This is a genomic window from Arthrobacter sp. EpRS71, from assembly GCF_001512285.1.
Taxonomy (GTDB): Bacteria; Actinomycetota; Actinomycetes; order Actinomycetales; family Micrococcaceae; genus Arthrobacter.
Window position 1 is genome coordinate 2,462,477 of the sequence record NZ_LNUV01000006.1, and the last position, 20,426, is coordinate 2,482,902.

The 20,426-nt window shown below is 62.0% G+C and carries 17 protein-coding genes; 3 read left to right on the plus strand and 14 right to left on the minus strand.

Annotated elements, in window-relative coordinates:
- The first annotated feature begins 122 nt into the window (after positions 1-122).
- The 3 genes from AR689_RS21865 (at position 123) to AR689_RS21875 (ending at position 5,214) form a co-directional block, all read left to right on the plus strand.
- Complete coding sequence (locus AR689_RS21865) at positions 123-1,604, plus strand: NAD-dependent succinate-semialdehyde dehydrogenase (protein ID WP_062073575.1); 1,482 nt, start codon at positions 123-125, stop codon at positions 1,602-1,604.
- Positions 1,605-1,721: 117 nt separating this feature from the next.
- Positions 1,722-2,057 (plus strand): cupin domain-containing protein, encoded by a 336-nt coding sequence (locus tag AR689_RS21870; RefSeq protein WP_231745626.1) that lies wholly within the window; start codon positions 1,722-1,724, stop codon positions 2,055-2,057.
- A 226-nt stretch (positions 2,058-2,283) separates the two neighbouring features.
- Positions 2,284-5,214 (plus strand): FAD-binding and (Fe-S)-binding domain-containing protein, encoded by a 2,931-nt coding sequence (locus tag AR689_RS21875; protein ID WP_062073579.1) that lies wholly within the window; start codon positions 2,284-2,286, stop codon positions 5,212-5,214.
- A gap of 691 nt (positions 5,215-5,905) precedes the next feature.
- Here AR689_RS21875 and AR689_RS21880 read toward each other — a convergent pair.
- From AR689_RS21880 to AR689_RS21955, 14 genes are all read right to left on the minus strand, one after another.
- Positions 5,906-6,952, minus strand: a complete 1,047-nt coding sequence (locus AR689_RS21880; RefSeq protein ID WP_062073581.1) for a PDDEXK nuclease domain-containing protein — start codon at positions 6,950-6,952, stop codon at positions 5,906-5,908.
- 161 nt (positions 6,953-7,113) lie between these two features.
- The gene (locus AR689_RS21885; RefSeq protein ID WP_062073583.1) at positions 7,114-7,557 is read right to left on the minus strand and encodes a DUF4913 domain-containing protein; all 444 of its coding nucleotides are present in this window, start codon (positions 7,555-7,557) and stop codon (positions 7,114-7,116) included.
- Between the two features lie 9 nt (positions 7,558-7,566).
- The gene (locus AR689_RS21890) at positions 7,567-9,336 is read right to left on the minus strand and encodes a type IV secretory system conjugative DNA transfer family protein (protein WP_062073585.1); all 1,770 of its coding nucleotides are present in this window, start codon (positions 9,334-9,336) and stop codon (positions 7,567-7,569) included.
- Positions 9,333-10,928, minus strand: coding sequence for a putative type IV secretion/conjugal transfer ATPase (locus AR689_RS21895; protein ID WP_062073587.1), 1,596 nt, complete (start codon positions 10,926-10,928; stop codon positions 9,333-9,335). The genes AR689_RS21890 and AR689_RS21895 overlap by 4 nt, the downstream gene beginning before the upstream one ends.
- Positions 10,928-12,436: an SCO6880 family protein gene (locus tag AR689_RS21900; protein WP_062073589.1), complete on the minus strand. Its 1,509-nt coding sequence runs from the start codon at positions 12,434-12,436 to the stop codon at positions 10,928-10,930. Before AR689_RS21900 ends, AR689_RS21895 begins: the two co-directional genes overlap by 1 nt.
- A complete protein-coding gene (locus AR689_RS21905; RefSeq protein WP_062073591.1) occupies positions 12,423-13,733 on the minus strand; it encodes a TrbL/VirB6 family protein in 1,311 nt (436 codons plus the stop codon). Before AR689_RS21905 ends, AR689_RS21900 begins: the two co-directional genes overlap by 14 nt.
- Before the next feature lies 1 nt (position 13,734).
- Positions 13,735-14,484 carry a DUF8175 domain-containg protein gene (locus AR689_RS21910; protein ID WP_062073593.1) on the minus strand — a complete coding sequence of 250 codons (750 nt, stop codon included), beginning with the start codon at positions 14,482-14,484 and terminating at the stop codon, positions 13,735-13,737.
- A gap of 28 nt (positions 14,485-14,512) precedes the next feature.
- Positions 14,513-14,782 (minus strand): hypothetical protein, encoded by a 270-nt coding sequence (locus AR689_RS21915; protein ID WP_011777317.1) that lies wholly within the window; start codon positions 14,780-14,782, stop codon positions 14,513-14,515.
- 13 nt (positions 14,783-14,795) lie between these two features.
- The gene (locus tag AR689_RS21920) at positions 14,796-15,404 is read right to left on the minus strand and encodes a DUF6668 family protein (protein ID WP_062073595.1); all 609 of its coding nucleotides are present in this window, start codon (positions 15,402-15,404) and stop codon (positions 14,796-14,798) included.
- Positions 15,405-15,437: 33 nt separating this feature from the next.
- Positions 15,438-16,967 (minus strand): chromosome partitioning protein ParA, encoded by a 1,530-nt coding sequence (locus AR689_RS21925; protein ID WP_062073597.1) that lies wholly within the window; start codon positions 16,965-16,967, stop codon positions 15,438-15,440.
- Positions 16,968-17,009: 42 nt separating this feature from the next.
- Positions 17,010-17,522, minus strand: a complete 513-nt coding sequence (locus tag AR689_RS21930) for a hypothetical protein (protein ID WP_062073599.1) — start codon at positions 17,520-17,522, stop codon at positions 17,010-17,012.
- A complete protein-coding gene (locus AR689_RS21935) occupies positions 17,519-18,526 on the minus strand; it encodes a CHAP domain-containing protein (protein WP_231745628.1) in 1,008 nt (335 codons plus the stop codon). The genes AR689_RS21930 and AR689_RS21935 overlap by 4 nt, the downstream gene beginning before the upstream one ends.
- A 958-nt stretch (positions 18,527-19,484) precedes the next feature.
- Positions 19,485-19,916 carry a hypothetical protein gene (locus AR689_RS23605; protein WP_231745629.1) on the minus strand — a complete coding sequence of 144 codons (432 nt, stop codon included), beginning with the start codon at positions 19,914-19,916 and terminating at the stop codon, positions 19,485-19,487.
- Positions 19,913-20,416, minus strand: a complete 504-nt coding sequence (locus AR689_RS21955) for a hypothetical protein (RefSeq protein ID WP_156424663.1) — start codon at positions 20,414-20,416, stop codon at positions 19,913-19,915. The genes AR689_RS23605 and AR689_RS21955 overlap by 4 nt, the downstream gene beginning before the upstream one ends.
- Positions 20,417-20,426: the final 10 nt, after the last annotated feature.

Consider the following 20,426-nt stretch of genomic DNA (forward strand, 5'->3'; position numbering starts at 1 on the left):
CCGATGGCCGAAAAGTCTAGTGCGCGTTCCGAGCCATAGTCAGAGCAGACGGTTCGGGCGACTACGACAGACCGCTCACCACACCCAGCTGCCCGCCCTGAGGCAACAAAGAAAGCGATCGGATGACTAATCTCACAGAACGTGAACAGGAACTGCTGGCCTCCGTCCCCAAGGGTCTGCTGATCGCGGGGCAATGGCAGGAGGCTTCCTCGGGGAAGACCTTCCCTGTGGCGGACCCCGCCACCGGCGAAGTGCTGGCCCATGTGGCGGACGCCGGCCGCGCCGACGCTGAAGCAGCCCTGGACGCTGCTGACAAGGTCCAGGCTGACTGGGCGCGAACCCCCTCTCGCCAACGTTCCGAGATCCTGCGCCGAGCCTATGAAATTGTTACTGAACGTGCCGATGACTTCGCGCTGCTGATGACCTTGGAGATGGGTAAGCCCCTCGACCAGGCACGTGCAGAGGTCGTTTACGGCGCAGAGTTCCTTCGCTGGTTCGCGGAGGAAGCGGTACGTGATTACGGCCGCTACGTGACCACCCCTGAGGGGAACAACAAGATCCTTGTTCAGCAGAAGCCGGTCGGGCCGTGCCTGCTGATCACCCCATGGAACTTCCCGTTGGCCATGGCAACCCGCAAGGTCGGTCCGGCGGTGGCAGCCGGCTGCACGATGGTGCTCAAACCGGCGAAGTTGACACCCCTTACGGCACAGTTGTTCGCTGACGTCATGATTGAGGCAGGTCTACCCAGCGGCGTCCTGAATGTGGTTTCATCCTCCCGTGCCGGCGAGGTTTCCGGTCCGCTCCTGCGCGACCCCCGCCTGCGCAAGGTCTCCTTCACCGGGTCCACCCCTGTGGGTAAACAACTGATGGCTGAGGCGTCCGAGAACGTATTACGTAGTTCGATGGAACTCGGCGGAAACGCGCCCTTCATCGTCTTTGAGGATGCGGACCTCGCGAAGGCAGTGGAAGGTGCCTTGGCTGCGAAGATGCGCAACATGGGCGAAGCATGCACGGCAGCCAACCGCTTCCTGGTTCACGAGGATGTAGTGGAGGAGTTCACGGCAGCTTTCACCACGGCCATGCAGGAGCTGAAGCTGGGCCGAGGCACGGAGCCTGGTTCAACGGTCGGACCGTTAATTGACGGGCGAGCCCGTGACGACGTGCACGCTTTGGTTCTCGGGGCTGTGGAAGATGGGGCCACGATTGCCTTGGGCGGACGGTTCGGTGAGGGCGCGGGCTACTTCTATGAGCCAACTGTCCTGACGGGCGTGCCCCACGATGCCAGGATTTTAGGTCAGGAAATCTTCGGGCCCGTGGCACCGATCACTACGTTCAGCTCAGAAGCGGAAGCTATCGCCTTGGCAAATGCCACCGAGTACGGGCTCGCCTCGTACATCTACACCCGTGACCACTCCCGGCTCCTGCGCGTAGCAGAGCAGATCGAGTTCGGTCTGGTCGGATTCAACGCGGGAGTCATTTCCAACGCAGCTGCACCATTCGGCGGTGTCAAGCAGTCAGGGCTGGGACGGGAAGGCGGCGCGGAAGGCATCGCCGAATACACCACCGTCCAATACATCGGCATCTCCGACCCTTACAAGAACTAGCCGCACCAACGCCGCCCCCACCCGGCTCAGCAAAACCGGATGGGCGGCGCCCTGCGCGCCACCACACAGACACCGATGACCACACCAGAAAGACCAGACATGATCAAAGCAACGGTAATGACAGACGCCCGCTCCCATGACATCGGCGAACCTAAAATCAAAGAGACTTCAGTAACGGCCGGACAAACAGAAGCCTCAGTGCGACTATGGGGCCGGGACGGAGAGGCGACCGGAATCTGGGAAGTCACCCCTGGCACTTTCAAAAGCACTCGCCCGGGTTTCGACGAGGTCTGCTACATCCTCAGCGGTGAGGGCACCATCACGGAGCCTGATGGCACAAGTTTCGAATTGCGCCCTGGAACACTCTTCGTAACTCCTTCCGGCTGGGAAGCCAGCTGGACCGTTCGCGAAACCCTTCGGAAAGTCTGGTTCACGTCCCAACTCCCGGCCTAAGTAATGAAGGCTGCCTGCATCGCCCTAAAACGAGCGATGCAGGTAAACGCCTGAAAAACACCTGCACGGCCGTGGGACCGTTCGCCTGCCCCTCTGGCGAACGGTCCCCTCCAGAACCCTTTCTGCTAGACCATGCAGTACAGGAGTCAAAGCCGCCTGCTCCTATCCATCAATGAACACGACGTAGCCTTCACGTCAGACCGCTCTATGCCGGAGTCCAGACTCAATGAATCAAAAAGTCCACGCCACTGCCGAACCCGCATCGATCCTGTCACGTCTCGACGAAGCGGGTGTGCTGCTTGAAACATCCGGTCACCGTCTGGCCGCATACTCATACGATGCGTCCAACTACCGTGTACCGCCCCTGGCCGTTGTCTTCCCGCGCCATGTTGACGACGTCGTGGCAGTGGTGGACGCCTGCCGAGAAACAGGCACACCCCTGATCAGCCGCGGCGGAGGAACCTCCATGGCCGGCAATGCGATCGGTCCGGGGGTCGTACTGGACTTCTCCCGCCATATGAATCGGATTCTGGAGATCGACGCTGTCGGCGGAACAGCCAACGTAGAGGCCGGCGTGGTTCTGGCGACGCTGACAAAGGAGAGTGAGAAGGCTACAGGCGGGACCTTGACGTTCGCGCCGGATCCTTCGTCCAAGAATCGCGCCACCATTGGTGGGGCGATCGGCAATGACGCCTGCGGCAACCACTCGGTCCGTTACGGGCGAACGTCGGATCACGTGGTGGAGATCGACGTCATCACCACCGACGGTGCACGGCTCACCGCCACTGCCAACGGACTACGGGCAACAGATCCCTCTGACGCTCATTCGGTGGCCCGCGCGTTCGAACTCTTAGAGGATCTCAAAGAGCTCGGCCAAAGCAACCTTGCGGCGTTCCGGATGGAGCTTGGCCGCATCCCACGACAGGTCTCCGGCTACCATCTGGCCAATCTTCTCCCAGAAAATGGCCTCAACGTTGCACGTGCCCTGGTGGGAACCGAGGGCACCTGCGGGGTTGTTGTCAGCGCACGGATGAAGCTGGTACCAAAGGCCCCAAGCGCATTACTGGTTTGCCTTGGGTACGCCGACGTTGTTGACGCCGCGAAAGACATCGAAACCATCCTGGAATTCTCCCCCGCCGCAGTGGAGGGCATCGACGAAGCCATTGTGGACACAATGCGACTGCGGCGCGGCGCAGATTCAGTGCAGGGTCTTCCTGAAGGAAAAGCCTTCCTTTACGTAGACCTGGACGGTGACAACCCCGAAGCTGTCGCCCGGGAGGCTGATCGCCTCCTGAAGCGACTTGCCGCAAACGGCCGGCTGACAGATGGGCGGGCCGTTCCGGATGCGGCACAGCGCGCCACTTTGTGGCGTGTCCGGGAAGACGGCGCTGGACTGTCTTCCCGACCCGCCAGTGGCGGAGAATCCCAAGCAGGCTGGGAAGATTCAGCAGTCGCGCCCGAAAACCTCGCCACCTACCTCGCCGACTTCCGCGCCCTCTTGAACGAATATGGACTGACCGGCATCATGTACGGACACTTCGGCGCCGGCTGCATGCATATCCGCATCACCTATGACCTGCGCAGCGAAGAAGGCCGCAGCGTATTCCGAAAATTCACACGGGCCGCAGCCGAACTCGTCGTACGCCACGGCGGTTCGCTCTCCGGCGAACACGGAGACGGCCGGGCCCGCTCCGCTCTGCTCCCCGTCATGTACTCCCCAACCATGATGTCAGCATTCGAGACATACCGACGAATGTGGGACAGAACCGGAATCTTGAACCCCGGCTCCATAACCGAGGCCGACGCCTTCGACAGTAACCTGGCCCTTGAAGGCGTACCGTCCCGCGAATGGCGGACCCACTTCGAGCTCCGACCAATCGAAGCCTCAGCCGCCGGCGCCGACCCGTGGGTGCATGCCGTCCAGGCCTGCATCGGCGTCGGACGCTGCCGCTCCGACGCCGGCGGGGTTATGTGCCCAAGCTTCCGCGCAACCGGTGATGAGAAGGATTCAACGCGCGGCCGATCCAGGGTACTCCAAGACATGGTCCGAGGTGCCCGCAGTATCGACGAGGGATGGAAATCCGAAGACGTTCGAGAAGCACTCGACCTCTGCCTTGCCTGTAAGGCATGCTCCAACGACTGCCCAGCCGGAGTCGACATGGCCACGTACAAGTCCGAGTTCTTCTCGCACTACTACGAAGGTAGGATCCGCCCCATGTCGCACTTCTCCCTTGGCTGGCTCCCGCGATGGCTCAGGCTTACCACCCTGATTAGTCCTCTGGTAAATGTGGTCCTGGCCTCCCCTCTGGGAAAGGTTGTCGCCGCAGCCGGCGGCCTGACCACCAAACGGAAGATGCCCAGCTTCGCTTCCCGAAAAATGCTAAAAGACGCACTTGCCCCGCATATTAACCAAGCAGGGCCGGCAGATGTGGTGCTGTTCGTTGATTCCTTCACCAAAGGCTTCCGTCCCGATGTCGCCGGCGCCGCAGCACGTGTTATTGAAAGCACCGGAAAACAAGTCGGATGCGAAGCCGAAGCCTGTTGTGGCCTCACCTGGATTTCCACAGGCCAACTCGCTACGGCAAAAAAGCTCATGAGCAAAGCCATTGAAAAGTTGGATGACGGCCGCGACACACCGATTGTCGTGATAGAGCCCAGCTGCGCTGCTGCCCTGAAAAAGGATGCACCGGAGTTATTGGGCACGGAAGCTGCCGAACGCGTCTCGCATCGCATCCGCAGCTTCGCTGAAGCTGTCAAGGAATGGGTCGACGGAGGCTGGCAGCCACCTGTGGTCCCCGAGGCAGTTACCGTGCAGACCCACTGTCACGAGTACTCAACCTTCGGTGCAACCGTCCAACGCAGAGCCCTGGCTGCCGTCGGCATCGCGGACGTCACTGAAGCTACAGGCTGCTGCGGCGTCGCAGGAAACTTTGGATTCGAAGCCAACCACTACGACGTCTCCATGAAAGTAGCAGAGCAAGCCCTGGTGCCGGCTCTCTCTCGTACCTCGAAAGAAACCCCCGTTCTCGCTGACGGATTCAGCTGCGCCATGCAGGTCAAACAACTTGAACCTGAACGTCAGAGTCTACATCTGGCTGAACTGCTTGACCCCGGAGCCAAGAAAGTCTCATTGACGGACTCAATACGACGCCGCTGAAGGGGAGTTTCTCGAAGGCTTTTTCCTAGCTGAGTCAGTGTGCTGAGTATCGTCTGTACATTCGGAGCAAGCCTTATCAAGCAAGGGACCAAATTCCTACGTTTTCCCCACGAATTGAACAGGTTCGTCAAAGTCACTCGAACTGTGCCAACGCTTCCCCAACTAGTATTGGCGTGAGACAGACCGTAGCCGCCGGATCCGTAGAAGTTCGTGGACAGGCTGACCAAGGAAGGTCAATCAACAAGTCAGGGACCACTCGCCCGCCTGCCACGACCAGATGTATACGATGGTGCTTTGAGGCGCCACGGCAATGAAGCCCAAAAACGCCCACCTGCCTTCCATCGCCTCTGGTGACCTTCGCCTCAGGCCTGCTTCATCACCGGTCGAATTGATCCTTGACTTTGGTAGCTACACCCCTAACTGACGTCAGGGTGAAGCGCAGATAGCGTTGGAATAAAATTCCGGTGGCTCTTTCTGACAGAGTGCTTGGAAGTCCTAAAGCTCAACCTGAGAGTTGCGCCGACGACTTTCAAAGTGACATATGGGTGCTTATCGGCGTTCAGCCGTTCGGAAGCCTTTCAACTGTGGCGAGCTGCGGTTAGCGAGGAATTCGGGAGGACTTCCAGGACTAACAAGAACCCAAGTTTCCTGCCAGTGAGTTCTAGTCGATGACTAGCGCACGCGGCGTCGTTCAGTCTTCGGATTCTGTGCTTGCTTCTGCCCATTCGAGTGCGGCGACAACGTGCCCTTCGTTTGGCAGGGCGACTTTTTCGTCTGCGGGCAGTTTGTCGTAGGTATAGGCGGCGACGGCCATGGGTGATGTTGAGCGGCCGAGGCTGTACCGGACGCTGCGGTCGTTCTTGGTGCCACAGATAAGGATGCCGATGGTTTCGTTGTGGTGCTCACGGCGGAGCGTGTCATCGACAAGAGCGACATAGAAGTTCAGCTTGCCGGCATACTCAGGCTGGAACTTTCCTGTTTTGAGCTCGATGACCACATACCGGTTCTGGTCCATGTGAAAGAACAGCATGTCGACGTAGTAGTCGTCGCCGTCGACATCGAAGTGCACCTGCCGGCCAACGAACGAAAACCCGGGGCCCAGCTCCCGCAGGGTTTCGGTGATCCTGCTGGTCAGCGCCAGTTCAAGTTCCCGTTCGGCAACTTCTCCCGACAGGCCTAGAAATTCGAAGTTGTAGGGGTCCTTGGCGACTTGCTGTGCCAGCTCGGAATCCTGTCCAACAAGCCGTTGGACAAAGTTCGACGGCGCCGCGCCGGTCCTCTCCAGGGTCCGGTTCATGATCATGTTCAGCAGGACGTTGCGAGACCATCCATGTTCAACGGCCGCATCCGCGTACCAGTCCCGCTCACGCCGGTGGTTCAACTTGTCCAACAGCACGGTGATGTGGCCCCACGGCAATTGTCCAACAGCCTGTTGGACAATTGGGTCCGGCCAGGCCGCGGCGAATCCCCGCATGTAAAAAAGATTGGATCGGGACAGTCCCTTCATTTCGGGAAACTCGGCCCGAAGGTCTTCGGCCAGGCGCCCCATAACCCCGCTCCCCCATTCCTCGACTTCCTGACGGGCCAGGACAGCCTTGCCAATCGACCAATACAACTCGATCAGCTGCGTGTTGACAGTTCGTAGGGCGCTCGAACGGGCGGTCCGGACCCGTTCCTTGAGTGAAGCCAAGAAATCGGAATACCCTGACGGCAGGGCCAAGGATCGCGAGTCAGTCATATGCTCAACCCTAATGGCCGCCACTTAGCCAGGGATTCAATTGTCCAGATGGCGTCCGGACAATTGCGCCACAGCCTGTGGCGCAATTGGGAGCTGTTTTGGGCAATGAACCAGTGCGTGATCGATTCGCGCTCCTACTGCGCACGTTCGCTGCCGGGAGCCTACGACCGCACTCCTCTCACATCAGGGAACCAGCCATCTGGAGCCTTCTTTGGTTCCAGATGTTCGGGGTCGCGGTGCTTTTGCATGTCGCATTTGTGAAACGGTCCCCGCGGGTCCAGGAGGACGCGCATGTGATGGTCTGCATGGTCTCGCCACCAGACGCTCATTCCGGTGGCCCCGTCGAGCCTGAGGTGTTCCCAGGCCCGCCACAGAGCTTCTATGCGGGAGACGGCTTCGGGGTGGAAGTACCACTCGATGCACCACTTCGCGGCCCGGCCGTCAACGTCCCGCACGTAAGTGGGGAGCAGTTGTTCGTGCAGGAACTCTTCGGCCGAGCCGTATACCAGCTCCGGTGCTTTCGCTTCTTCCGTAGTTGTCTGCCCAGAGACTCCTGAATCGCTGGCCACTGGAGCTGCGGCGAATAGTCCAACTTCGGCTGTCATCGCAGGCTCCTACTTCGTGACCCAGGGATTGGGCACCGGCGCAGCTGGCACGGGGACAGCCGGTTCTTCGGGGCGTGGGCTGTACTTTTTGATGGAGGCTTCGACCGTTTCCTTGTGGGGTCCGGTGTACCAGGGCATGGTGCGGACGAGTGTGGCGGGTGCGCCGGAGGCGAGGACGACGGCGCGGCCACGGTCCAGTTCGGCGAGGTTGGAGACGTCGAAGATGCGTTCCTTGCTCTCTTGGCGTGAGCGGCTGGAGCCGGATTTGCCGGAGGAGGTGGAGACGTTGATGTAGCTGTAGTCACCGATCAGGTCAGAGAGTGCCCGGAGGAAGCCTTCTTCGGCTACGCCGCCGCCGTAGACCTTGACGTTCGCCGCTGACCAGATTTTCCGCATGTTCGCTTCTCCCCACAGTTCCACGCCTTGGGACCAGGACTGCAGGATGCCCATGACGATCAGGCCCTTGGAGCCGTAGTGGCTGAACTGGTCCGGGAGTCCTGCCCAGCGGACGACGTTGGCCAGCTCATCGAGAGCGAACAGGGCGGGTTTGGGGAGGCGGCCGCCGCTGCGCTCGGCGCGTTCTTCCATTGCTTCTGCGATGGCCACGGTCAGGGCGGTGGTGAGCGGTGCGGCGGAGCCGGCACCTTCCTTGGAGAGAATGTAGATCGTTTCCTGGGACGCGGCGAAAGCTGCAGGATTGAACTGCCGGCGGGCATCCGTGGCCACCGTTGCCCCACCGGTTGGAGCGACCCAGCGCAGCGTATTGCGGCTCTTGAGGCATTGGATCATCTTTTCGGCCGTGCCGAAGATGCCGTCGCGTTGCTTATCGGCCAGCTTCAGCGTGGATTCAAGGCCCTTGTACTGCAGCTCGTAGTCATGCTCCCGGAGAATCTCAATAGGCTCTTGGCTGACCTGTTCGGTAACCCAAATGTAGACCTGTGTGATGGGCAGCTCCCCGAGCGCGGCCGCGAGGAAGTACGAGGACAGAACGTCCTCTGCCTTGGGATCGAAGTAGGCGTCGGGTTTGGAGCCGGGGACGCGGGAGCCGACGGAGAAGTGTTGGGTGAGTTTGTAGGCTTTCTCTTCGTCGGTGACGTAGGAGAGCGGGTTCCACCACCAGTCCGGTTCTTCCTGGGCGATCTTCTGCGGATCGAACACCCACACCGGGGCCGTGGCCTCGCGGACGCCACGGGTGCCGTCCACGACGTCGCGCTTGTTCGATGTGGAAACCACGGCGCCGGGGGCGTCCAGAATGGCGGGCATGACCCGTGAGGTTGATTTACCGGTACGGGGTCCCCAGATGTCGAGGGACAGGTCTTCCCAGGATTGGATGAACTTCTGGCCGGTGGAGACGACCTTGCCCACGACGATGCCGGGGGTGTCAGTGACGCCCAGGCGATCGGCGGTCGCTTTCGCTCCTTTCTCGGAGAATGCGGCCAACGCTTTACCGCGTCCGAGGTAGCGGGCGGCTTTGTCGACGCGGGCGCGCTTTGAGGCACCCTTTCTCCAGGCCACGAGGACAACGATGGTCAGGGCCAGAATCACGGCGGCCATGAGGCAGGCGACGACCGTGGCCTCGGTCGGCCACGGTACACGGCCCTTGGCCAGTCCGGCGATCAGATCGATGGGGTGGGCTGGTGGGGCGGCGGTGCCCGCCATCCACGAGCCGAGGTGCAGGGCGGCGTAGGTTCCGCCGCCGAAGACGACGATGAAGCCGACGGCCAACCAGACCAGCAGGGCTTCGCCCATGCCCATTCCCTTGCGGTTTGGTGCGCTCACAGGGTGCCTCCTTCACTGGGCAGGACCGGGGCTGCCGTCTCCAGCAGGGGTTCCGGTGCTGCATGCCATTTGCCGTCGGTGTCGTTGACGCCTTCCGGGCCCTTTTCCAAGGAGGTGAGTCCGACCTGGACGGGGATCCCTGGACGGCCACCGACCTTGATGAGGAACTTTCCCCGGCCTGGAGGTTCGACGTCGACGCCGCGAGAGTCCCACGCGGGCGGGTCCTGCCAGCCGATGAGTTTCTGCTGCTCTTGCCGGGACAACGGAATAGCGGAGGTCAGCAGCGGCATCTCGGAGGCCGGAAGGCCGCCGCAGATGACCATGCCGGAGCGTTCGACGAATCCGCGGGCTTTCATCCGGTCCTCTTCTGCCGGCAGGGCCAGCAGGTCGGACATGGTGTGGGAGATCATGATCTGTCCGACACCCACGGAGCGGTTCAGCCGGGTCAGGGCGTCCACACGGTCCACCATGCCCTTACCTGCGCGCAGCGCCCGCCACAGCTCGTCCAGGACCACGAAGTAGTTCCTACGCGGTTCCAAACCGGCGTCAGCGAGGGCATTGGCGACGTTGACCGTACCGAAGCCGTAGGACCAGCACGCGAGCAGAATGGCGGCCTGCAGGTCCGTTTCGGTCTCGTCAATGCTGGAGACGTCGAAGACCACGGCCCGGTCACGGACCATGGGCTGGCTGGTTTGGCGGGAGAATATCTCGCCCAGCTTCCCGCCACCGGTCAAACCGAGCAGGGTTGCCTCCAACGCCCGGGTTTCCTGCAGGTAGATGTTCATGTCGCCACGGTCCAGGGCGACCTGCCGCAGCTCGTCAGGTGCGGAGACGATGACGTCCAGCAGGTCCTTCAACACCGGCACACCGTCGAAACGGTCATCGAGGACCCGCAAGGCGCGGTCCAGAATGGTTTGTTCCTGGTCGGTGGGCGGGTTGTTCCGGCTGATCGTGATCAGTGAGACCACCATGGTCAGGCGGCGTCCGTGCGCGTCGGCCCGGACGCGCGCTGCGTCTTCGTGGTGGCCGTTGTCTTCAAGGAGCTGGGCGGCTTCAACAGCCTGACCCGGGTCAAGGATGTTCAAGTAGCCGACGCCACGGCCGAGCCGGATGACCTGCCCGCCGAGGGCCCCGACTGCTTTGACGTGCTCGCCCTTGAGGTCACCCAGGATCAGGGGGTGAACTCCTTGTGCGGAGAGTCCGATGAACATCCGCCGTACGACCGTGGACTTTCCCAGCCCGGGCTTTCCCAGGATGAAGGCCGAGGGGTTGGAAATCAGGCGTGCGCGCTGGAACCAGCTGATCGGGTCACAGCAGACCGTGGCCTGGGTTTCCTCGTGACGTCCCAGCGGGACGCCGATCATGGGCGAGGACGCACCGGAGGAGAACGGCCACAGGCCACAGACCTGAACCGTCGTTCCCCGGTACTCCTTCACGGACGGGACGAGCTGGGCCATGCCACCGCCGCGACCGGGCCAGCCACGGGCACCAGGCCCGGCCTCACGCGGCTGCTTCTCAGCCTTCTTCGGCGCAGCCTTTACCGGGCTGGTGCTGTGCTTCGAGGAACGGGCGAAGAGTTTGGGGAAGGCCATTAGAGAGCATCCTTAATCTCGGACGGGACCATGCTGTGCTTGGGCAGCACCAGACCCAGGGGCAGGGACGCGGCGAACGCGGTGTCCTGCGAACCGTAGGCGCGGCGCAGCAATACCCGGGCGGTGCCGGAGGTCTGCTCCACGGCCGCTGCAGCGTCTGCGAGGCGTTCGGCGTCGGTCACGGTGGCTGTGACGACCATGCCGAAGTTCACCAGCCCGGCACCTTGGGCTTCTTCCTGGGCGGTCTGCGCCGCTGACCGGGCATCCACCAAGGCACGTGCGGAAGGGCGGGTTCCGGAGGTGATGCGGACATTGGCGTTGTTCTGGTCCCGCTCGACCACCGCAGCGGCCCGGGCCGAATCCATTGGACGGTACAGCAGCGAGACGCGTTTGCGGTCAATGTCCCCATGCGGGGCGAGCAACCGGGATAGGACCGAGGAGTTCACAGATCCACGCGGGGCGCCGGTCATGGTCCAGGACGCGGAGAACGCGGAATCGTGCCGGTAGTCATCCCAGCTTGCCTGTGTCGCTGTGGGGCCAACCTCGCCCCAGCTCAACGACACCGGGGAGCCGGCCGCGTGGGCTTCATCAATGATCAGCGCAGCCGGCGGATCGTAGGCGATCCGCACAACCTCGCATAGCTCCTGCGCGGACATGGGCCGGGCGATCCCGGCGCCGGTGGACTGCAACCGTGCCGACAGGCCGGGGATCCGGGATGCCAGGTCGCGGGCAACATCTTCCGGTGTCCGCTTCTTGGCACCGGCCCGGATCGCGGAGTTGAACGTCAACGACACCCACGCGCGGACCGTGGCCGATCCTTCCGGGTATGTGTCCACGACCTCGTTGAGCATTTCCCGGGCGAACTCGGGTGCCTCCGGGTCGATGTTCATCAACACTTCGTTCCGCAGCCGGTACCCCGAATCGGGGGCGGTCTCGACCGTCACGGCTGCGGCGTCCAGCCCGGCCTCATCGGCAAGGCCGGCGAGCCAGCCGCCCCAGTTAGCGACCCACGCATCGACCTGCTCCGGGTCCACCAGCGATGCCCCGTCGGGTTCGGTCGAGAAGATCACGGTGAAGTGGCTTGTGGTGGGCACGTGCAGCAGGGCGAAGGGACGCTTGTAGGAATCGGTGAATTCGTACAAAGTCGACTTCGCGGCCAACCCGGGGAGCTGGTACATGCCCCATTCGGTCACCCCGAGGGGCCCGGACCGGTAAAGGTTCGTCCCGGAGGACTTGGAGACCTTGAACGCCATCCGGGTGCCAAAGCGATCAACAACGGACTGGCCATGCTTGTCCTTGACTGTCAGCAGCAAAGCGCTGACACCGGCAAAGGCAAGAACCCCCAGGCCGACGAACAGGCCCCAAATAGCGAAGCTCACAATGCCCAGCAACAGCCCGGCAAAGACGATCGCGGTGCCGATCGCGCCGAGGTTGGCCAGCCCTGCTGAGCGCGGCACACGCCAGTTGCCGTAGGACGGTTCTTTGTATTTGGTGCTAATTGCTGCCACTGGGGCCCTCCCCGGTTGAATCCTGCGCGGTCTTTTCAATTGCCTGCGACGTCTTGGACGCCACCTTTGCTCCTGTAGCTACAGCCACACCCACGGGACCAGCTGCTGCTCCCCCACTGGATGCTGCTGTCCCTGCACCGGCACCAGCTGTCGCTCCGGCAGAGCCGGTGCCTGCCATCCCTGTCTTGGCAGCAGCAGCCGTGCCAGCAGCTCCACCCGGACCCGTAGCACCCGGGATAGGCCGTCCGCCTCCGCCTCGCGGGCCGGACGTTCCATCGCTGCCCTTTGGCGGACTGCTGGTTTGCGTGTTCTGGGTGTTCGACGTGCTCGTTGACGATGGTGGGGTCGGTGAAGCGTTGCCCCTGCCGCTACCGCCACGGCCAAGCGAAACCGCACCCGTGGCAATGGCCCCAACAGCTGCCCCCGCTGCGGCACCGCTGCCGGAGGCAACGGCGCCGACCATCGGCGTTACAAAACGCATCAGAGCAGGCAAGGCGAACAGCGCCACCACCATCAAGGTGAAACCGGTGATGGAGCCGATCAACGCGTCCTTCCCTCCACTGTTTCCCATCAGCAGGAACGCCACTGAGTAGACGATTGCGGCGGCTGGTTTGTAGAGAATAAAGGCGATGGTCCAGCCCACTGCTTTCTGGAACCACTGCCGTCCCATCTCGGTGTTCGTGAACGCGGCTGTAGTGGGCAGGATGCCCGCCAGAATCACCAACATGCCGCTGCGAACGACCATGAGGACTATCTGGACTAGGGATGCAAGCAGGCCGATAAGACCCAGAACGATGAGGATGAATACCCCAACACCGGTCTGGTTCGCCATGGTCAACAGCTGCATCGACTCGGCAAAGCCCTTGCCGTCGGTGGAGCGTTTGATGATCTCGGCCGAAAAGGCATCGGCTGCGATTACCAGGATCGAAATCACGCCTAAGCCCAAGCCCGATACCAAGGTGAGCGTCAGCAGCGACCGGAGCAGGTCTTTTAGGGGTGCCCCGCGCTGCTCCCAGATCAACCGAATACCGCCGAGGATGACAGCCAGGACGGCCAAGGCCAACGTCCACGGCATCAACTCACTATTTACCGCAGAAACAATAGGACTAGCTGCTGAGCCGTCGCCGCTAGTCAGGTTCACGGTCGGCATGGAAACCCAGAAAGTAGACAGAGTCGTCACCATCTGACTCATGCCCTCCATGATGGACTTCGCAAGATTCCCGATCGCGTCGTCAGTCAGATCGGAGACGGCATTGCCAATGCCGCATCCTATGTCTCCAAAACTGCATTCAGCCATATCAGACCCCAGACCAGAGGATAAAGCCACTCAGGTCGCGGATCTGTGTGGGGCCGTTGTAAGTCTTGCCGTCGTCGGCCGGCATTACTTTCCAATCTCCGTCCATCCACCGCATCGACAGAGTCAGGTGCGCCAAGGCCCCGGAGTTGGTTTCGAATGCGAGGTCAACGGTCGACTCAGAAGGTGAGTAGGCCTTGATCAAGAAGCCACGCACCTGGATGGAAGTGGCGCTAGGAGAAGCGGCCTTGACGGTGGCCTCACGCATGGCATTGTCCCGTCCGGTCCCCGGCACCAGTAACTTGTCGGCAAGCTTCGCAACAATCTCGGAGGATCCCGTCGACCCGAGGGCAGCCACGTTCATCGCAGCATAAAGAGCCCCCGTAGGGGACTGCGCAAAGCAGGACCGGAATCCACTCTCATCTGTTATGCCTGGTCCGAAGGTTTTCGGATCTGTGGGTGTCGCCATGCGTCCCACCAACTCCCACTTGGAAGTAGGGGCAGAACCCAAGGACTTCTCAGTTCCGGCAGGAAGCCCGCAAACGCTCTTCCCGGCTGCTGTGGATGCGCTGGGTTTCGTTGTGGCGGAGTTGCTGGATTCTGTTGGGGCTGGTTGGGCGTTTCCTTGTCCTTTGGGGGTCAGGAAGATAACGACGGCTGCTGCGATCAGCGCGACCACCAGCGCGGCAGCAATGATGAAACCGGGTTTGGTGAACGGATTGCTTTCGGTGGTGCTCTCTGTTGACTGGCTCAAGGGTGAACCTCCCGTTGTTGGTGCTGGCTTAGACGAAGGCGCGGACGATGCCTGCGGCACCGGTGATGATGATGCAGCCGAGCAGGACCCAGCCGAGCTTGGCCAGGGACTGGCCGCCTTCGCCGCGCTGGAGCTGGATGACCATGGTGATGCCGACGATGATGACGCCGAGAACGCCTAGGACCAGGCCGATACCGGAGGCCCAGTTCAGGACGGTGAGCAGGCCGCCGGCTTCGGCAGGGACGACCGGCGTGGGGTTGGGGATGGTGCTGGTGGTGATTGCGGTGATCGAGTTCATGATGAGTGACCTTTCAGTGGTTGGTGCTTGGGCTGGTTTCGGTAACCAGGGCGGTTACGTCGGTGATGAAGCGTTGGTATTCGCGGGCTGTTGGTGTGGTGGTGGAGTCTCCGTGCCGCCATGCCTCGACCCAGGGAAGGGTCCAGAGGCGGGGCGCTCCCCCGCCGACGATGGCTGTGAAGTCGCGGAGCGCTTTGGGTGATTTGCCCGGTGCGTCCGCGAGGACGGCGAGGCCGAGCAGCTCCACAGCGGGGGCGGCGCCTGATGCCCATTGGGTCAGGGCGCTTTGAGCTGTGGTGAGGCCGCGCATGTCGGCACGGCAGACCAGCAGCACGCGGGGCTTGCTCCCGTTCTGCAGGACAGGCCAGCAGTGCCCGGTGGGGCGTGCCCCGTTGAGCAGGTCAGCGGTTCGGCTTTCACCGGCCCCGCCGTGGCTGCCGACAACCCACAGCGCTGCGGTACCGGACATGGTGCGGCTTGCCAGACGATCTGCGGTGTCGGGTTCGACCATGCCCTTGAGCGGTGTGCTGATCACGGCAGCCGGCGGGACGTGCACGTCAGGTGTTTCTTCCTCGATGCCCTCGTCCGGGCTGGTGATCCAGGGGTTCAGTGACAGTTGCATGGTTCCTCCTTTCTTCAGTTCCGTGTGGATGGGTTAGAAGCCTTTGGCGACGGCGGCCGCTGCGGCCAGCCATGCCCGCTGGGTTGCGGGCTGGAGAGCTTCGTAGCGGATGGGTCCGTTGACCATGGCGGGGTCATAAGGGATCCGTACGACGGCCCGGACGAACGGCTCAAAGCCATCGGCAATCCGCTGGGCTTCGGCTTTCGCACGTTTCAGGGCGTCCCCGGTCATGCTGCGTTTGGCATCGGTGGATTCAGAGACGATCACCACGGCGTTGCGTGCCAGATCAGCGTCGTGGCCACCACGCGATTCCAGCGTCTGCAACGTCAACCGTGCAGCTTCAGCACGGTCCTCTATGGCAGTGACGGGAACGACGAGCTGGTTGGTGTGGTCGATCATCCGACGCCAGTTCGCAGCCCGGGCGGTGTTACCGGAGTCCATGACTACCAGCCGGTAGTAGCGGGTCAGGACCTGGTGGGCGATGTCAACTTCCTCAGCGGTGACTTCATGGTCGCCCTCTTCGTTCTCGTCCGAGCGCAGCACGTCGAACTTGTCTGCCGTTTGGTGGTGAACAAACTTGGCGATCTCTGCCGCGTTCGTGGACGGGGAGAGCAGTTCCGTGGAGGAATCGATCAGGTCCAGGACGCTGCGGTTATGTGCTCCCTTTTCCGTGCGCCAGCCCAGGGTGCCCTGGGATTCGTTGTTGTCCCAGGCGACTGTGGCTGCTCCGCTGTAGCGGGCAAGAATGGCCGAGAGCATGACGACTGTGGGCGTCTTGTTGGCCCCGCCCTTGCGGTTGACCACGGCAATGGTCCGGGGGCCGGGCCAGTGCTGGGACACGGTACGGATATCCTCGCGCTCTGCAAGTTCCTCGGGGGAAGGATCCATGCGGAATCCAAGGCGGGTAAGGCTTCCCCGCCAACCCTTGGTTGCCGGTTCCAGCACTGGTGCGCTGACCAGGAAGGAGGTTTCCTTCAAGCTCCGACGAGTCAGTGGAGCCTGCGAGGCGGCTGCAGCTGCCTGCGGCACTTCTGCCTCGGTGATCCGCTGTCCGTTCGTGCTGGTGTCCTCAGCCGCAGGCGTGGAGGTAGCGTCCGCCGCCGTGTCGGGATCCATGGGGGCGGGCGGCCATGGCTGGCGTTCCACTGCTGCGGCAGTCTCTTCGACCGGGGCAGGCTGCGCGGGAACGGCTACGGGTTCAGGAGCGGCCATCGGGACTGTCTCAATGACGGCGGGGGCTACGGTCTCGGGCGTGGTCGCCGGAGCCTGTGCGCGGCGACGGGCCGGGCGGGGTTCGTAGGAGACGGATTCGATCTTGTTGTCCGGGTGCACGATCAGCTCGCCGTGCCCTTCGGGATCTTCGATCTGGACCCTCACTGGCCGTTTCAGCGTCTGTGCTTCGCCCACGACGAGTGCCAGGGCGTTGTTGCGGAGGTCCTGCAGGGAATCCCCGTCGGGGACGACGCGGGAGTTACCGGCAACGACGACCTCAGCGGTTCCGTTGTCGCGGACGATGGCCTTGATGCGTGGGAAGGCCAGGACCTCGGTTGGTGTAGTACCCATGAACTTTCTTCCTTACGTGTAAGAGGTGGAGAGGTGCGGCGCTTAGGACGTTGGTGGTGTCAGTCGGTTGACCTTCCACGGGGCGTCCTTCCCCGTGCGGAGCAGCTGCAACGTGTAGGTCCCGGCGTTGGTCGGGACGGTGGCGATGACGCCGTAGCCGTTGGCTTCATCGACGGTCAGCTTGGCCGGGCCGGTGACGCGGCTGGCTGGGATGTTCGCCGGGTCCACGGCGGAGTAGTCGGCGGTGGCCTGCGGGGTGAGCCAGCGGGCAAGATCATTGGCCCACTGTTGTTCCTCGGCCTTGGGACGGGCGAAGTCGGCCATGGCCTTCTGCGCGACGTCCACGGCCTGATCCTTGCTGGCTTGATCCCAGGAGATCCCAATGGTGGGAGGGACGGTCCCGCCCGGTGCTTGTGGGCCGCTGTCGACGCTCAATGAGACCGGAGCTGAGGGCGTGGCCGTTGTCTCCGTCGGTGCCGGTGTGGTGTTCGACGCGGGTGCGCATCCGGCGCACAGCAGAGCTACCGCTGCAATGAGGGCCAGGGGCTTTTTCACTTGTTCTCCTCTTGGTTGGGCAGGTACAGGAACGCGGACGGGACACTGCTTTTGACGGTCCGGGTGTAGTAGTTGTGGTCATCCGGGGGCGGGTTGCCGTTGTAGCCCTCTTCGACGTAGGTCCCGTCGTCTTTGACTTCCTTGACCACGGCCACGTGACCGTATTGTGGGTCCGCTCCCCCGGTGCCCGGTGAGTACCAGACCACTGCTCCGACGCGGGGCGTCTTGCCGGAGGGCCAGCCCTTGGCGTCCCAGCCGGCCTTCCATGTCAGGGCCGAGCCGAGGCCCTGACCGTCCGGGCGGAAGTTGCCGTTGAGGAACTTGAACGGTGCGCTGGTTGAACCCATCTGCTGGTTGACCCGCCACAGAGCGAAGTCCACGCACTCGCGGTAGAACATGCCCAAAGGTGATGCGGCTGAGCCTGTCCCGACCTGCATCCAGGTGGGAGAGTCCTTCCAGGGGTAGTCATCCCCTGCCCCGGACTTGCCCGGGATCCCGCAGTCGCTGCCTTCGACGGAGAACTTGCCGTCCGAGAGCGCCTGGACGATTTTCACGGCCTCGGGCCAGTACTTCTGGTAGTGGTAAGGGTCCGCGTTGCGCTGGACCTTGTTCCCGGCAATGGTCGGTTCCAGCAGCTCCCAGCCCGGGACAGCCTGCAGCGCCTTGATGAAGTTCGTGGCACTGATGGTCGGGTCCATGCGGTCCGTGTAGGAGCCCCACGCGCCGTTGTCCCGCTGCTGGAACAACCCACGGGAGTCCGGGCCGGGACCGTCGCCGTAATCCAGCACACGCAGACCTGACTCCCCTAGGGCCACCATGATGCTGATGGTCTGGCCCTTCACAGAAAGATTCAGCGCTTTACCGGCCCCCACGACAGCGGCGGCGTTCTTCAACTGCTCCGCGGAATACCCATCGACTTTCGTGTTGCCGTCCGCGACAACGGACACCGGGCCGCAGTCAGCTGCAGCCGGCTTAGTGGGGGTTAGCAGCAGTAGTGAAGCCATCAAGAGACTTAGAAGCAGGACGGGAACAGCTAGGAACGATACCGATGCAAGCGGTTTCCCCTCGCTCATGAGTGACCGCCGGCCACAAGAGCCGACTCTGTAGTGGAATCGGACCTGATCGATTGCTTCCTGAGGTCGTACTTCAAAGAAGCATCAGGATGCTTCACGTCCAGGCGACGGACAACTGGACGTCGGCTGGCCGGCTGTCGGCGCTCATCATCCTGCGACTCCCGCGTGTAGAGCAGCGACAGCTTCTGCAATTCTTTTCCTCTCTATGGCCCGCCAGGTGAATATCACCCAGCGAATCAGTCAGGCCGGCTTCGCACATGACCTCTCACTAAGTTACACACTTAAAATATATGATTAAATACTTAAAATAGTAAATCACGTTAGGAAATTGTCCACTTGGAGAAAGGTTCGGCACAATGGGTTCCATGCCTAAGACCGTGCGCCCAGCGGATCCAGCCTGGTCCGACGATCTTGATGCAGCTGCGATCGCATATGGGACCCCAGTGCGCATGCAGATCATGAGACACCTTCGCGTCTCGGGGCCTCTAATGCGTTATCAACTGGAGCAAGCTACGGGCATCAAGCAGCCACTCCTGGTCCAGAGCCTCAATAAGCTCGAAGCGACGGGAGTCGTTCTTGTGAACCTCCCACGTGAAGAGCGATCTACCCGGGCGCTGACCTATACTCTCGACCAGTCCCGCGCGGACCATCTCTTGAACTTGATGGCGGGGTATGTCCGTGCCCAGGAGCCATGACGCCCGCCTGCCCCCAATGTCAGGCGGACAGCACTCTTGTCTGGCATGACGTTTAGGTCCGAACCGCATGGTTCGTAGATGCAGGTTCATATCCACCCTTGCCCTATCTTCACGCGTGTGTCACACATGTGTGAGTACTGCTAAGACGATAGCAGCGCAATGAGGACAGACCAACTGCTGTTGGGGCGTGGCGCCTAAACGCCTTCGTCCAGGATTTTCGCGATGGCCTTCAAGGCTTCTGGATCGACTGGGCCGAGCGCTCTGGCTGCGAAGTTCCTAACCTCGGCTCGCCTCATACTGCGAATGAGCTCCAGCTCTGCTTCCACTCGCTCAGGGAGCTTGCCGCCCTCCTGGAGAAGGTACTCCGGGTCCACGTCGAAAACCGCAGCTATGGCGCGGAGTGCTTCCTCGGGGACTACCTGTTCCTTTCCCGATTTCAGGAGAGACCATCGAGTACGCGAGAGGTAATATCCAGCCTTCTGGGCCCCGTCGCGAATGGCGGGGTAATCGAAAGGTTTCCCTGTATCGGAAACGATAACGTCCAGGAGGAGATTGATCTTCCGAGCTAGCGTTTCCGCACGCTGGATGCCGGCCGCCCGATGCGGCGAGAGATCAAAATCGCTCAACTGATCCAGCTCCAATTGTTTGCTCCGGCAAAACATCCGAAGGTGACGAGTCCTATAAGCGCACCGACCAGAGCCTCGCCCCACGTATGCTCACGAAGGGCGGTTCGACTGAACAGCATCATCGGTGATAGTACCAAGAGCCACGCAAATGGTGGACCGAAAACGTCCGTTGCCCACAGGACGCTGAAGGTCAGAACTGAGACATGCGCTGATGCGTTCAGCCGTCGTCGCGCGAGATCGAGGCACGCGTTGCCCGCTACTAGGCCGATGACTGTGGCCGGAATGGGCTGGGGAGCGTCGAGCAGGATGCACGCAACAGCTCCGGCAATGGTCAGTAGAGCTACGATCTTCGTCCGCAGATTCGTCGGCCAGCCCAATATCTGTGCCAGGGAAGCGAACCTTTTGTACGCGAGCCCCGGGATCGCGACGATTCCCACTGCAAGAATCAGAACCCCGAGGATGCCAATGCCGCCCTTTATGCCTGCCAGTATGACGACCACCAACAGGACC

Bases quoted from the DNA above. Each gene is read 5' to 3' on its own strand.
- AR689_RS21865 (WP_062073575.1), top strand. From the start codon at position 123: ATGACTAATCTCACAGAACGTGAACAGGAACTGCTGGCCTCCGTCCCC.
- AR689_RS21870 (WP_231745626.1), top strand. From the start codon at position 1,722: ATGACAGACGCCCGCTCCCATGACATCGGCGAACCTAAAATCAAAGAG.
- AR689_RS21875 (WP_062073579.1), top strand. From the start codon at position 2,284: ATGAATCAAAAAGTCCACGCCACTGCCGAACCCGCATCGATCCTGTCA.
- AR689_RS21880 (WP_062073581.1), bottom strand. From the start codon at position 6,952: ATGACTGACTCGCGATCCTTGGCCCTGCCGTCAGGGTATTCCGATTTC.
- AR689_RS21885 (WP_062073583.1), bottom strand. From the start codon at position 7,557: ATGACAGCCGAAGTTGGACTATTCGCCGCAGCTCCAGTGGCCAGCGAT.
- AR689_RS21895 (WP_062073587.1), bottom strand. From the start codon at position 10,928: ATGGCCTTCCCCAAACTCTTCGCCCGTTCCTCGAAGCACAGCACCAGC.
- AR689_RS21905 (WP_062073591.1), bottom strand. From the start codon at position 13,733: ATGGCTGAATGCAGTTTTGGAGACATAGGATGCGGCATTGGCAATGCC.
- AR689_RS21915 (WP_011777317.1), bottom strand. From the start codon at position 14,782: ATGAACTCGATCACCGCAATCACCACCAGCACCATCCCCAACCCCACG.
- AR689_RS21920 (WP_062073595.1), bottom strand. From the start codon at position 15,404: ATGCAACTGTCACTGAACCCCTGGATCACCAGCCCGGACGAGGGCATC.
- AR689_RS21925 (WP_062073597.1), bottom strand. From the start codon at position 16,967: ATGGGTACTACACCAACCGAGGTCCTGGCCTTCCCACGCATCAAGGCC.
- AR689_RS21935 (WP_231745628.1), bottom strand. From the start codon at position 18,526: ATGGCTTCACTACTGCTGCTAACCCCCACTAAGCCGGCTGCAGCTGAC.